This is a genomic window from Spirosoma sp. KCTC 42546 (assembly GCF_006965485.1).
Lineage (GTDB): Bacteria > Bacteroidota > Bacteroidia > Cytophagales > Spirosomataceae > Spirosoma.
This window is the reverse complement of sequence record NZ_CP041360.1, coordinates 2,085,513-2,099,417: the sequence shown is the minus strand read 5'-3', so window position 1 is coordinate 2,099,417 and position 13,905 is coordinate 2,085,513. Positions and strand designations below refer to the sequence as shown.

The following is a 13,905-nucleotide window of genomic DNA, read 5'->3' as shown; positions in this document are numbered from 1 at the left end:
AGAAAAATATTTTTGTACAGCTACTGGCTATAAACGGAGAACTTGAAGGTGTATAATTAATACCAACTCCGGGAAATAAATTTTGTTGATTATGTGAGGTAGTGGTTCCAGGGCATATCTTTTTAGCGTACCGAAACACCCCAGCCATCGCGCTTCGTAAACAATCTGTAGCCTTGCCGATTTATAGGGCATGAACTCTATTCACCCAGTTCCCGCTGCTAAGCGCCCTCATACGCCTACCGATAGCCCAGACCTGTTAAATCCACTAATGGACCGGATAGCCCAGGCAGCTCCTGTCACCGATCGGGAAGGTGAATTTCCCGAAGAGGCTTTTGGCTGGCTGGCGGAGGCTGGACTACTTGCCATCACCCTACCCGGTCACGATCTGGATTTTGGTCGGGGGCAAACGGCTCGCCTGCTGCATCTGCTCAAACGGATTGGGTCGGCAAATCTGGCCGTCGGCCGGGTGTATGAAGGACACATCAACGCGCTTTATCTGATTCACCTCTACGCGACGCCCGATCAGCGTACGCGCTGGTATACCGACGTAACCGAACATAAGCGGTTGTTCAGCGTCTGGAACACGCAGGCTGATCATGGAGTACGACTGGCCGAACAAAAGTCATCTGACCGCGACAGTGTCTATCGACTGTCGGGCACAAAAACCTTCTGCTCTGGAGCGGGCTGGATTCAGCGCCCGTTGATCACCGGCGACTTACAGGCCGATTCACGCAAGGGTTGGCAAATGACGATTGTGCCTACCGAACACGTCGCGCCGATTGGGCAGGATGCACAGTTCTGGCAACCGTTGGGCATGCGGGCATCGGCCAGTTTTAAACTTGATTTCACGGGTGTCGAGTTAACGGATGCGGATTTGCTGGGCCAGCCCGGCGACTATTTCCGACAGCCTTATTTTAGTGGTGGAGCCATTCGCTTTGCAGCCGTTCAACTCGGCGGGGCCGAAGCCCTGTATGAGGCTACCCGCCAGTTTCTGACCTCCCTGAACCGCACCGACGATCTGCTCCAGCAAACCCGCCTGGCTGAAATGGCCTATTTGATCGAATCGGGCAACCAATGGCTTCAGAATGCTGGCGACCATACAGATCGCTGGCTGGCCGAAGGAGCCGACTGGACAAAGATTGTGGCCTATGCCAACATGACCCGAACGGCTATCGAAGAAATCTGTTTACGTGTGATGCCACTCGTCGAACGCTGCGTAGGTGCCAGAGGGTTACTTCGTCCACTCCCGTTTGAGCGCATCCATCGCGATTTAACCCATTACCTACGCCAGCCCGCCCCCGATGCAACGCTGGTGGATATTGGAAAATATGTGCTCGCTAACCCCAAAACTGCCGATGAACTCTGGCATTGATCAGACCCATACGCTGGATGAGCGGGCAGTAGCGCTCACTAACCTTTCTACAATTGGCACAGCGCTCGTTATTGCCCCGCATCCAGACGATGAATCATTGGGTTGTGGCGGCACGATTACTCAGTTACGAGACCAGGGATACGCCGTACATGTCGCCTTCGTGAGTGACGGGACCATGTCGCACCCGAACTCAAAAGCCTACCCGGCCGAACGGCTGCGTGATTTGCGCGAGTCAGAAGCGCGCGAAGCTTTACGTATGCTACACGTTGATCCAGACGCCTGTACATTTTTGCGTTACCGGGATCGGCAGGTGCCTATGGATGGTACACCGGGATTTACGGAGGCCGCAACCTGTATGGCAGCCCTGATCGACCGTGTGAAACCCTCTACCCTGTTTGTTCCCTGGCGACGTGACCCGCACCCAGATCATCGGGCCTCCTGGCAGCTTGTTCAGGAAGCCTTGAGACAAACGACAACGCAGCCCAGAGTCCTGGAATACCTGATCTGGTTGTGGGAATTGGGAACTTCATCCGACATGCCTGGTCCAGATGAAGTAAAGGTTTGGACCGTACCGATCAATACGGTGATGGAGCAACGGAATCAAGCCATTGCGGCTCATCGCTCGCAGGTAACGCGTCTAATTGACGACGATCCAACCGCCTTTTACCTATCGCCAGACTTATTACTTCACTTCGATCACCCTCGTGAGCTCTTTCTGGAATCCACGACTACTCCCTAAAACGTATCATGCCAACGCCACAAACCACCCTGGATCAGGCCTATTTCGACCGTGTTTATCAGGCCAACGAAGACCCCTGGTCCTTTGCCACCAGCGACTACGAACGACAGAAGTATATGGCAACGATAGCGGCCTTACCCAATGCGCAGTACGACAATGCCTTTGAAATCGGGTGTTCAATTGGTGTGCTGACCCAAATGCTGGCCGACCATTGTGGGAAGTTACTAGCCGTTGATGCCAGCGAACTACCCTTAAAAACGGCTCGCGAACGGCTGGCTCCGTATCCAAACGTAACGATCCAGCAGATGAAAATTCCGGACGAATTTCCCAGCGAATCGTTCGATCTGATTCTACTATCTGAAGTAGGCTATTATCTGGCCATGCCTGATTTAACCCATGCGCGACAGTTACTGATTGATCATCTCAGGCCAAATGGGCATCTATTACTGGTGCATTGGACACCCTTCGTGCACGACTACCCCTTAACCGGCGATCAGGTGCATGACTTTTTCCTGGAATCGACCCAGGCCAATGGCCCACTGACGCACCTGACCAATCGACGGGAGTCGACGTATCGGCTGGATTTATTTCAGAAAAGAGCCGGATAGACTTAACCTGTTTCTTTATCATTCGTGCCATAATTGCGGATCGATCACCAGTGCTTTTTCCTCAATTACACGAACATCTCGATAGTCAGGATGGGCAGGATGAAGAAGATAGTTTATACCATCAGGCATAACTGACGAAGGAACGCCCAAGGCTAATATAGTGGGCTTTGCTAACCAATCTGCTAGAATTGTCTGGCTTCTGCTATATGTGTTCTCGTGCCAATAGGATGGTAATTCATCAGCTCTTACCACACATCTACTTTTATCCGGAATCTCTAAACTAAATAGCCGGTACGTTGGCAATTCGTTGTAAGGAACCTGAGGCATATGAACCAGGATTTCCACTAAAGCTAAAGCCGGGTGCTCTGCGGTATAGAGAATACCAACTCCAGGTGGGTTCCAACGTCCTCCGTTCAGCCATGTACCCGTCACATCCAGGGGAGTTTCTGCATACTTCTGGCGAATAACTCGATAAACCACTGCCATACCTCAGCCGAAGATACCGTGATCAATACGTCCTAATACTCGGTCGACTAACGTATAGCCAGTGACTGTGTCTAAGGTTTGCAAAGGGGTTTGAAAATCCAACTCCCTAAGCGGAGAACGTAACCACCCCACTATGGTTGTGGTTCGTCCCTCAAATGTATCCAGGGCATGTTGGAGTAAATTCTCCAAAAGAAGTAACCGCTCAGAAGCATCCTGACTGATTCGTTGATCAACCTTCAAACGATGCAGATAAGAAGCCGAAATCCCTAAGGCCATAGCTACTTCTTTATCTGTTAAGCCTACCAGTTTAGCAACCCGGTCGGCTTCAACTCGCAACACGCCTTGTCGGCTGCGGGTGATTATTTCCTGTTCGGTAAGCAGGCGAGTCGAAACAAATCGACTCTGATGAGAAGTGGGCAAAGCCGTCGCCATAATAGTGAACTTTTACACTAAGCTAACTATACAACTTCACTTTTCCAACAATCAATTCATTATACCAGCCTAGCGCAACATGTTTATAGAGCAGATTAGTAAAAACTATCCCTAACCAATACCACGCAGAAACAACCGCAACTCATTAATTGCCGTTGTAATTGGGACTAGAGGCCACAAAGCGGCCCAGCTACCCGTTGCCAGTTGTTCCTCGACGCGTTCCCAAAGCTGGCCAAAATAACAGCTTTGGGCAAATTGGTTCTGTAGCCAGTTGGCATCAATCAGCAGATTAGCCGCGATTTCGGTTAGTTCATCCGCCGGCTGGTCGATGGCTCGGTTTTGCCAGATTACCCGAAGGCGGTGACGATTCTGTATTCGTCGAATAATTGCGCCCGAGGCTTCGACCAATTGGCTCTTACGCGCCTGATTCATGGCTTCCCAATAACGCAACTGCTCCGAAAAACCCACCTCTACCCGGCCCTGCATGCGGGTGGAGGTAGTAACGCGTACCTGCGGGCTCTTCCGAATTCGGGTATCTGTTCGAACCAGCGCTTTATACAGGGCTTCGTCTTCCAGACACGCTACTCGTGGCAGTCCGCCAACCCGTTGATAAGCCGCGCAAGTCAAGGCAATACTGGCCCCAAAATGCTGAAAGTGACGTGGCCAGGGATCGGTTGGTGATGGATCGAGGTAGGCTTCGAGTTGCGCGATCAGCATGCGATAGGTCACATCGCGAAGATGATTAAGGCGCACGGGGTTCGTGTCAGGCCGGGTTAGAATCCGGCCCCCAACGACTTCACAGCCTTTCGCCATTTCTGCCCGTATCTGGGCGATCCAGTAGGTATCGACCTGCGTATCGCCGTCTGTAGAGGCAATGATTGCGTCAGAATTGCTAACCGCCAACAACCGTTTGCAGGCTTCGTCCATCAGCAATCGCCGGGCTGTGCCTACATTGGCTTTTTCGGGAGGTAATTGAATGCTAGCCATACGGAGCGCGAAAGCCGGGTACCGTTGCTGGTAGCGCTGCACAATCGTTACCGAGTGATCGGTACAATTGTTGAGGAGCACCAATACTTCATACTCCCGCATGGGCATTGGTCTGCCATTGGTCTGACGTTGGTTGCGCAGAGCATCCAGGGCAACTTCCAGATAACCCGCTTCGTTCCGGGCAGGAATAATCACAGAAACGCGCAACTGAGAATCAGGTGGGCAGGCACTAAACAGTGAAAACGGTTGGAAGAGCGATGTAGATGGTGAGGCAAGCGCAGGCTGCATAGAGTGATTTCCTGCGTTGATAAGACGTGTGGTTGGCAAAGCAGGTGACCTCATAACCAGAAGTCCGCCCTATTGTTGACAACAACTGGCTAATGGTCGGTCGTCCATAACAAAACCACTTAACATCGGTTTATTCAAGTTGATTGCCGAATGGCATCTTACTCAACCACGTTATGGAAACAAGTGAATTTCGCCCTGAAGCCGCGGATATTCCGGGGCAACAACTCCCCTATCCGGCCCGCCAGTCGGACATGAACCCCGCCCCTGATAGTAACCTGTCTAATTACAAAGCAGCCGGTAAACTAACGGACAAGGTCGCTATCATTACAGGTGCCGATTCGGGCATTGGCCGGGCAGTAGCCATTGCCTTTGCCATGGAAGGGGCCAATGTGGCCATTGTCTATAACGAGAATACCGACGATGCCATGACGACCAAACACCTGGTGGAAAGCAAAGGCCGACCCTGCCTGGTCATTCAGGCGGATGTCCGTAGTTCGGCGGCTTGTCTGGATGCCGTCAGGCAGACGGTCGATCGCTATGGCAAACTCAATATCCTTATCAACAATGCCGCCTATCAGATGGCGCAGGAACACATTGAAGACATTACCGAAGAGCAGTTCCGACGGACCTTCGAGACCAATATTTTCGGCTACTTTTTCATGGTAAAAGCCGCCCTGCCGCATCTGCAGGCGGGCGATGCCATTGTAAACACGGGTAGCATTGTGGGTATTGTGGGCAATCCGATTCTGGTCGATTATACTGCTACAAAGGGCGCCATTCACTCTTTCACCAAGTCGCTGGCCATTCAGTTGGGGAAACGAAATATCCGGGTCAACTGTGTGGCTCCCGGCCCTGTCTGGACACCCAACATACCCGGCACCATGCCCGAAGATGAGGTCAAAAACTTTGGGCATGAAGTAGCGCTGGCCCGCCCCGGACAACCCGAAGAGTTAGCCCCGGCCTACGTGCTGCTGGCATCGAGCGAAGGCAGTTTCATTACAGGTAGTATTGTAGAAGTAACAGGCGGTAAACTAGGGTAATGTTTGGAGTTTGTAGTTCAACGTTTGATGTTTTTCTACGGTTGAACTACTCGCGGGTCTATACCTCAGACTACAAACATCGAACTACAAACCCAATTTCTATGCACTACCCCGAAGGCACCGTTCGTTCGCTGCTCAACACCAACCAGGTTACCAAAGCAACCCGACAGGCACTGACCGAGCGCCTGACGTCACCCGCTTACCAACCCCAGTTTTTCTCCGCCAGTGAATTTGCCTTGTTACAAGCCATCTGCGACCGGCTGCTTCCGCAGGAGGCTGATGACAAGCCGATTGATATAGCTGGTGGTATCGACAAGCGTCTGTTTCAGAACGAATCGGATGGCTGGCGATATGATACGATGCCTGCGGATGGAGATGCTTATAAACTGGGACTTGCAGGCGTCGAGGAGACAGCTCAATTGTTCTTCCAGCAGGCATTTCAGCAACTGGCCGGTAGTCAGCAGGACGACGTTCTCCTGAATATACAGCGATCCGTAGCGCCCGGCAAAACCTGGGAGCATCTTCCCGCAGGTCGTTTTTTTGAAGAACTACTAACCGAAGCTACGCACATCTACTACAGCCATCCGCTAGCCCAGGAAGCCATTGGCTACGTCGGTATGGCCGATGTACCAACCTGGCAGCGCATTAGCCTGAATGAGTTGGAAGACCGCGAACCAAGGAAAGTTAATGGATAATGAATAATGGATAATGTAAAATGGATGATGAATAATTCTCCATCAACAGACAAAAGTCCATCAGCCAATTAATCTTCATTATCCATTATTCATTCTGCATTATTCATTATCCATTAACATCATGCTCACAGAAACCGTTGACGCCGTTGTGATTGGCACGGGTGCCGGGGGTGCCCCTTTACTGGCCAGGCTGGCGGCTGCGGGCCTGAAAGTCGTTGCCCTTGAAGCCGGAAAACACTGGAATCCAGCTACGGATTTTGCCACCGACGAAAAGTCGCAGGAGAAATTATTCTGGAATGACGAACGACTCAGTGCGGGAAATGATCCGCTCCCGTTCGGCAGTAACAACTCCGGTACGGGCGTGGGCGGATCGACACTGCATTATACCGCTTACACGCCCCGAGCCCAACCCGACGACCTGCAACTTCGCACCGACTTTGGCGTAGGCGAAGACTGGCCCCTTGGTTTTGATCAGCTAGAGCCTTATTACGACGAAGTTGAACAGTTTTTGGGAGTTTCTGGCCCGTCGCCTTATCCCTGGGGGCCTACCCGAAAACGCGCCTATGCCCTGGGACCATTGCCTATAAACGGAGCCGGGCAATTGATGGAACGGGGGTGTAAAACACTCGGCATTAAAACATCACCAGCGGCCAATGCCGCCTTATCGGCAGGCTACTATCAGGAAGGGGTTGGTCATCGGCCCGCCTGCGCCAATCGCGGGTTTTGTCAGGCAGGCTGTACCATTGGTGCCAAAGCCAGCATGGACGTAACCTACATTCCACTGGCAATCCATCACGGCGCTGAAATCCGGCCAGAAAGTTTTGTTACGCAGCTAGTTCAGGACGCATCCGGTCGAATTAGTGAGGTGATTTATATCCGAAATGGCCAGGAGGAACGGCAACGGTGCCGGTTCGTATTTCTCTGTGCCGGAACGGTTGAAACCGCCCGGTTGCTCCTTATGAATAATCTGGCGAACAGCAGCGGGCAGGTTGGCCGGAATCTGATGGCGCATACGGGTCTACAGATCTGGGGTGAATTTGAGGAAGATGTCCGCCCCTACAAAGGCATTCCCGGTGCGTTGATTTCAGAAGATACCCACCGACCTAAGCAGGCGGATTTTGCGGGTGGTTATCTGCTTCAATCCATTGGCGTGATGCCCCTGACCTATATCTCACAGATGGCGCGGGCGCGGGGAATCTGGGGACAAGACCTAAAACGAGCGGCATTGGCTTACAACCATGTGGCGGGCATTAATATTCTCGGCGATTGCCTGCCCTACGAACAGAATTACCTGGAATTATCGGACGAAAAAGACATCCGGGGACTACCCAAACCACGTATCTATTTCTCGAATGGAGACAATGAAAAACGAATGACCGCTCATGCCGACAAGATCATGCGCGACATCTGGGACGCAGCGGGAGCTAAAAACGTATGGGCGTTCCCACGAAACGCGCACGTTATTGGTACCTGCCGAATGGGAACCGATCCAGCTAAAGCAGTGGTAAATCCGGATGGCCAGTCGTTCGATATTCCGAATCTGTTTATCAGTGATAATTCAACCTTTCCAAGTGCATTGAGCGTTAACCCGGCCCTGACAATCATGGCGTTATCACTCCGCACCGCCGATCGGTTTCTGGAAAAATATAAGTGAATTTTTTAAACACAGAGTCACAGAGAACACAGAGTTATTTTAAACTATCTTTTTTACTCTGTGTTCTCTGTGACTCTGTGTTTAAAAATAACCTCCGCCTATCAACGTATGGCTCAAAAAGGATTTTTAGACAGCATAAAAAAACAGTTTGGCGACGGCAATTACGCTGGCGATGAATTTGGAGGTGCCTCCGGGCACGATGGCAGCGGCTTACCAGCCGACAATCCAGGAAATTTCCTGTTCGCAACGGGCATCGAGTGTTCGTACCCAACCATTCAGAACGGCAAAGTACGCCGGGATTTACTCCGGGAATGTGGTCATTATGATCGGTGGAAGGAGGATTTGGGTCTGGTAAAAGAATTAGGGTTGAACGTATTGCGCTATGGTTTGCCATACTATAGCATCCATAAGGGGCCGGGTAAATTCGACTGGAGTTTTGCCGACGAAGCTATGGCCGAGATCAAGCGACTCAAGATAACCCCTATTCTGGACCTGATGCACTTTGGCGTTCCCGACTGGGTTGGCGACTTTCAGAACCCCGATTTACCCGTTCATTTTGCCGAATATGCCGGTGCCGTGGCCGATCGCTATCCGTGGGTCCGCTATTATACGCCCGTCAACGAAATTTACGTCACGGCTCGCCTGAGCGGGAAAGAAGGTGCCTGGAATGAGCAACTCAAAACCGATAAAGGGTTCGTAACGGCACTCAAACACTGCGTAGCCGCCAGTATTATGGGGAACCATGAAATTGCCAAACGCCGGAATGATTGCATCATCGTACAAAGCGAAAGTGCCGAATACACGCATGAACTTTGTGCGACGCCTTCGCCCTCAGTTGCCCTGGAGAACGAACTTCGCTTTTTGTCGCTGGATCTACTCTATGCCAATCCGCCCTCGGCTACGGTGGCTATGTATATGATGGACAACGGCCTGACGCGTGACGAGTACAATTGGTTTATGACGGGCAAACCACCGGGCTATCAGATCATGGGTAATGATTATTACGGCCGTAACGAACGGATCAAGCTACCCGATGGCTCCATTCAAATCTCTATGGATGTATTAGGCTGGTACGAAATCACGAAAGATTATTACGAGCGCTATCACATGCCGGTCATGCACACCGAAACCAATGTATTTGAGGCCGATTTAGCGCCCATCTGGCTCATGAAACAGTGGGTAAGCATCCTGCGCATGCGTCGGGATGGGGTCCCGGTGCTGGGTTTTACCTGGTATAGCCTGATCGACCAGATCGATTGGGACACCCAGTTGAAAGAGGTGAATAACAACGTCAATGCCTGCGGTCTTTACGATCTAAACCGAAAACCCCGCCCCGTTGCGGAAACCTATAAGGCGCTGTTGAAAGAATTTGGCCAGATCACCATCGTTCCACACGCCGAAATGCTTGAGATCACCGACCGGCCAGCACGACTAAAAGTAGCGACTTAACTATAATTCACCTCACCCCCGGCTCCTCTCCTACCACCATGCACTATTCCATCAACAACACCCAGCTCAACGTTCTTGAGTTAGGCAACGGTCCGCTAACACTTGTTTTTTTACACTATTTCGGTGGATCGGCCCTGGAATGGCAAGTTGTCATGAACCAGCTCGCGGGCCAGTATCGGTGCCTGGCAGTCGACCTGCGGGGGCATGGTGATTCCGAAGCGTCGGCAACGGGTTACTCGGTACCTGATATGGCCAATGACGTTGTCGAATTGCTTCGCGTCATGAATGTCGAAGCGTTCGCACTCGTTGGGCATTCGATGGGGGGCAAAGTGGCGCTGGCCTTAGCAAGTCAGAAACCCGCTGGCCTTCAATCACTCGTTTTATTGGCACCATCCCCGCCCGTTCCAGAACCCATTCCGGATAACGATCGAGCCGATATGCTTGCTAACCACGGTCAACGGGCAAATGCCGAGCAGACAGTTGCCAAAATCACTGCCAGGTCGCTCTCCCAGGAAGTAAAGGAACAGATCGTTATTGACAATCTTCGGACGGCGGATGTAGCCTGGAAAGCCTGGCTCACCCTTGGGAGCAAAGAGGATATTTCGGAACAAATGAGCAATATCATCATTCCGGTAGCGATTCTTGTGGGTACAGCCGATCAAGCGCTTCTGCCCAATGTGCAAACAACGATGACCTTACCTTACCTAAAAACGGCCACCCTCGATAGGATTGACGGCGCAGGACACCTGTTACCCTGGGAGACGCCAAACGACGTAGTCGCGTTTATTCAACGAACTATGGCGGGCTAGTTCACTGAACAAATACCTTAACTTTCGTGGTTAGATAGAAACTATGGCGAATTCTCTATCTAATAACCCATTTCAATCCTTCTGGTGGGCAGGCTACGAATGCACCGATCAGCTTAACTGTTTCGGGAACCGAGTCGACTTGCTTTCGACTACCGGACACCTCCAGTTGATTGACGCCGATTATGAACAGCTTAACCCGTTCTCTATTCGTACCGTTCGGGAAGGCATTCGGTGGAGTGTGGTTGAAAAAAAGGCGTATCAGTATGACTGGAGTGCCGTAGAGCCGATGCTCATCGCGGGAAAACGCCAGGGCATTCAACAGGTATGGGATCTGTGTCATTTTGGTTATCCCGACGATCTGACGCCTTTGCATCCGATGTTTGCCCGCCGTTTTGCGGCTCTCTGCCGGGCGTTCGTCCGTTTCTACCGCGACCGTTACCCCGACGATACACTCATCGTAACCCCCATCAACGAAGTCAGTTTTATCTCCTGGCTGGGTGGTGATGCCCGTGGTACGTCGCCCTACTGCACCAACCAGGGCTGGCAAGTTAAGCTCGGTCTTATGCGGGCCTATATTGAAGGGGTAGCCGCTATGCGCGAGATCGACCCAACTATCCGCATCCTGACAACCGAACCGCTGGTTCAGATTGTACCACCGGTCAAGGCAACCGAACGGGACCTCATCGATGCGGCTATTGCCGACGAAAATCAGTTTCAATCGGTTGATATGCTCGCCGGAAAAATTGCGCCGGAACTAGGCGGCTCGCCTGCTTATCTGGATATTCTCGGCTTCAATTACTACTATAATAATCAGTGGATCAATAAAACCGGCATATTTCTTGGCTGGAACGATTTCAGGCCCGATCCGCGCTGGGTCCCTCTTCGAAAATTATTGATGAAAGCCTGGCATCGGTATGATAAGCCCATTGCCTTAACCGAAACCAGCCACCCTGGCATCGACCGTCCGGTCTGGATCGAGATGATTGGCCGCGAATGTGCAGCGGTACTCGAAGCAGGCGTTCCTCTCTGGGGCGCGTGTCTATATCCAATCATCGACCGCCCCGATTGGGATCACCTCGACCAATGGCACCGCTCCGGGCTCTGGGACGCCGATCTGTCCGTTACTCCCCCTGGTCGGGTGTTGCACGAACCATATGCCCGTGCGCTAGTACAGGCTCAACATGTGGTAACCGAGCGACTTGACACGTTACAGCCGACAACGCCGGATTTTCTCTTTCGGGAGTAATTTATACAGTTTATTAAGTCAGTCGATAGCTCGGTATTCTCGGTCTGTGTCTTCACCTCAAGGCTTTTCCACCCCTCAATCCCCTGAAGGGGACTTTGCTCATGCTCAGACAAATTCCCCTTCAGGGGATTGAGGGGTAGAAAAGCTGTAAAATCAGCGATTAACTAGCCGCATTCTTCTTACGCGTAGCAGCCGCTTTCTTAGCTGATTCTGACCGTTCTTCGGCGGAGCGCGATGCCGAAGCAGCCCCACCTTTCCGGCCACCCTTTTGGGTTGGTTCCTTATTTTCAGCGTGACCGCGGCCTGAGCCACTCTTTTTTCCGCCACCCGATATTTTGTTTACCGTTGCCCAGGCCCGGCTTTCGGCCTCTTCCTTGGGTACACCCCGATCTTCGTAACTTTCTTCAATGTGCTCAGCCTGTCGTTGTTGCTTATCAGTGTAAGCCGATTTATCTCCTCGTGGCATCGTTGTAGTTGGTTTAGTTTTAGGTAGTTGATTAGCCATTTTGGCTAGCTCGAAATTCAACTAGGACCCGACTGAAATGACCATACCCAATCGCCAAATAGTGAGGCAATGGCACTACTCATGGCTATCCATTAACAGCTCCGTTTACGGGAAGAATCGCTTCAGCAAAAGGACCAGAACCTTACTTTTTAGAATACGCTACTGCTAACCTCAACAATTTGGCCGATAGCTACTTAAACAGTCAAACCCGTCACCTAAACGCTCTCCTGCCACGTATGGATCAGACCGTTTCTGCAAACCAAGTCAAGCCATTTCCAGTATAAATTCCGAAGTATCAGCCAATCCTTTACGCAACGTTTAGCATGAAAGCAGCAGTTTTTCACAAAATCGGCGACATTCAGGTCGATACGGTAGACGACCCGCGCATTGAACAACCGCGTGATGCCATCATTCGCGTTACGTCAACCGCAATCTGCGGCTCCGACCTGCACATCTACGATGGGTTCATCCCTCAATTGAAGAATGAAGTCCTCGGCCACGAGTTTATGGGTATTGTCGAAGATGTTGGCTCGGACGTAACGAATCTAAAAAAAGGGGATCGGGTGGTGGTGCCGTTCACCATTGCCTGCGGGAAGTGCTACTTCTGCGAGCATAACCTGCAGATGCAGTGCGAAAACTCAAACCCCGAACATTACGGTCCCGACGGCGGCATGCTAACCGAAAAAGGCGGTGGCTTATTCGGCTACACCGATCTCTACGGCGGCTACAATGGGGGTCAGGCCGAATACGTCCGGGTGCCTTATGCGGATTATGGGCTGCACCTGGTACCCGAAACCCTTAAAGACGAACAGGTGCTATTCTTGACCGACATTTTCCCTACTGGCTGGAGCGCCATTGAGTGGGGCAAGTTACAGGGTGGTGAGACGGTCGCTATTTTCGGATCAGGGCCCGTGGGATTAATGGCGCAGAAAGCAGCCTGGATACAGGGAGCCGGACGCGTGATTGCCATTGATCCGCTAAACTATCGGCTGGAGCGTGCCCGACTGGTCAATAAAGTTGAGACGCTCAATCCAGACGAGGTCGATGTGATTGAAGCCATTCGCCAGATGACCGGCGGACGGGGTGCCGACGTATGTGTCGATGCTGTGGGTATGGAAGCGAATCGGTCGTTGCTGGAAAAAGCCAAAGCCGTCATCAATTTCGAGAAAGGTACGCCCAAAGTGATGGAGCTGTGCTTTCAGGCCGTTCGGCGGGGTGGTATTGTAACCGTCGTTGGGGTCTATGGCAGCCCATACGACAATTTCCCGGTTCATCGCCTGTTCGACAAAGGGATTACCATTCAGTTCGGGCAGTCGTTTGTGCACAAGAATATGAACCATCTGCTGGATCTGGTGGTGCAGGGTAAAGTTGTACTCGATGATATCATCTCCCATACGTTACCACTATCCGAAGCTTCACGGGCCTACGATATGTTTAAACATAAAGAAGACGACTGTACCAAAGTAGTATTAAAACCCTGATTTGGTTAGTGTTGTACACCAGTGGTGTTGGTTTCTCAAAACCGACTACGAGGTTTTAAGAAACCTCACAACATCAGGTTTAAGAACCTGACAACACAATCAGAATCAGTATTG

Annotated in this window: 14 protein-coding genes; 10 read left to right on the top strand and 4 right to left on the bottom strand. The window is 51.6% G+C overall.

Translation table 11 applies throughout. From position 1 onward, the window contains the following. The first annotated feature begins 190 nt into the window (after window positions 1-190). Genes EXU85_RS08425 through EXU85_RS08415 form a run of 3 tightly spaced genes read left to right on the top strand, consistent with a single transcriptional unit; the run spans window position 191 to window position 2,719 of the window. The gene (locus tag EXU85_RS08425; protein ID WP_142771661.1) at window positions 191-1,372 is read left to right on the top strand and encodes an acyl-CoA dehydrogenase family protein; all 1,182 of its coding nucleotides are present in this window, start codon (window positions 191-193) and stop codon (window positions 1,370-1,372) included. Continuing rightward, complete coding sequence (locus tag EXU85_RS08420) at window positions 1,356-2,111, top strand: PIG-L deacetylase family protein (RefSeq protein ID WP_142771660.1); 756 nt, start codon at window positions 1,356-1,358, stop codon at window positions 2,109-2,111. The genes EXU85_RS08425 and EXU85_RS08420 overlap by 17 nt, the downstream gene beginning before the upstream one ends. Window positions 2,112-2,119: 8 nt before the next feature. Then, window positions 2,120-2,719: a class I SAM-dependent methyltransferase gene (locus EXU85_RS08415; protein WP_142771659.1), complete on the top strand. Its 600-nt coding sequence runs from the start codon at window positions 2,120-2,122 to the stop codon at window positions 2,717-2,719. An 18-nt stretch (window positions 2,720-2,737) separates the two neighbouring features. Here the strand turns inward: EXU85_RS08415 and EXU85_RS08410 are convergent, their stop codons facing one another. From EXU85_RS08410 to EXU85_RS08400, 3 genes are all read right to left on the bottom strand, one after another. Continuing rightward, window positions 2,738-3,205: an RES family NAD+ phosphorylase gene (locus EXU85_RS08410; protein ID WP_142771658.1), complete on the bottom strand. Its 468-nt coding sequence runs from the start codon at window positions 3,203-3,205 to the stop codon at window positions 2,738-2,740. A gap of 3 nt (window positions 3,206-3,208) precedes the next feature. Further along, the gene (locus EXU85_RS08405; protein WP_142771657.1) at window positions 3,209-3,637 is read right to left on the bottom strand and encodes an antitoxin Xre-like helix-turn-helix domain-containing protein; all 429 of its coding nucleotides are present in this window, start codon (window positions 3,635-3,637) and stop codon (window positions 3,209-3,211) included. Window positions 3,638-3,748: 111 nt separating this feature from the next. Continuing rightward, window positions 3,749-4,912, bottom strand: coding sequence for a glycosyltransferase (locus tag EXU85_RS08400; protein WP_142771656.1), 1,164 nt, complete (start codon window positions 4,910-4,912; stop codon window positions 3,749-3,751). 173 nt (window positions 4,913-5,085) lie between these two features. On the opposite strand from EXU85_RS08400, the gene EXU85_RS08395 reads away from it, so the two are divergent. The 6 genes from EXU85_RS08395 to EXU85_RS08370 all read left to right on the top strand — a co-directional run bounded on the left by EXU85_RS08395 (window position 5,086) and on the right by EXU85_RS08370 (window position 11,805). Next, on the top strand, window positions 5,086-5,952 hold the full coding sequence (locus EXU85_RS08395; protein ID WP_142771655.1) for an SDR family oxidoreductase: 867 nt from the start codon (window positions 5,086-5,088) through the stop codon (window positions 5,950-5,952). Window positions 5,953-6,053: 101 nt separating this feature from the next. Continuing rightward, window positions 6,054-6,647 carry a gluconate 2-dehydrogenase subunit 3 family protein gene (locus EXU85_RS08390; protein WP_246859464.1) on the top strand — a complete coding sequence of 198 codons (594 nt, stop codon included), beginning with the start codon at window positions 6,054-6,056 and terminating at the stop codon, window positions 6,645-6,647. A gap of 121 nt (window positions 6,648-6,768) precedes the next feature. Next, window positions 6,769-8,301, top strand: a complete 1,533-nt coding sequence (locus EXU85_RS08385) for a GMC family oxidoreductase (RefSeq protein WP_142771654.1) — start codon at window positions 6,769-6,771, stop codon at window positions 8,299-8,301. A gap of 108 nt (window positions 8,302-8,409) precedes the next feature. Next, window positions 8,410-9,750 (top strand): family 1 glycosylhydrolase, encoded by a 1,341-nt coding sequence (locus EXU85_RS08380; RefSeq protein ID WP_142771653.1) that lies wholly within the window; start codon window positions 8,410-8,412, stop codon window positions 9,748-9,750. Window positions 9,751-9,788: 38 nt separating this feature from the next. Next, window positions 9,789-10,559: an alpha/beta fold hydrolase gene (locus EXU85_RS08375; protein WP_142771652.1), complete on the top strand. Its 771-nt coding sequence runs from the start codon at window positions 9,789-9,791 to the stop codon at window positions 10,557-10,559. Window positions 10,560-10,602: 43 nt separating this feature from the next. Beyond that, a complete protein-coding gene (locus EXU85_RS08370; protein ID WP_142771651.1) occupies window positions 10,603-11,805 on the top strand; it encodes an amine oxidase in 1,203 nt (400 codons plus the stop codon). 160 nt (window positions 11,806-11,965) lie between these two features. On the opposite strand, the gene EXU85_RS08365 is transcribed toward EXU85_RS08370, so the two are convergent. Then, on the bottom strand, window positions 11,966-12,310 hold the full coding sequence (locus EXU85_RS08365; RefSeq protein ID WP_246859463.1) for a plasmid stabilization protein: 345 nt from the start codon (window positions 12,308-12,310) through the stop codon (window positions 11,966-11,968). Between the two features lie 323 nt (window positions 12,311-12,633). On the opposite strand from EXU85_RS08365, the gene EXU85_RS08360 reads away from it, so the two are divergent. Next, window positions 12,634-13,791, top strand: coding sequence for a zinc-dependent alcohol dehydrogenase (locus tag EXU85_RS08360; protein WP_142771649.1), 1,158 nt, complete (start codon window positions 12,634-12,636; stop codon window positions 13,789-13,791). Window positions 13,792-13,905 lie beyond the last annotated feature (114 nt).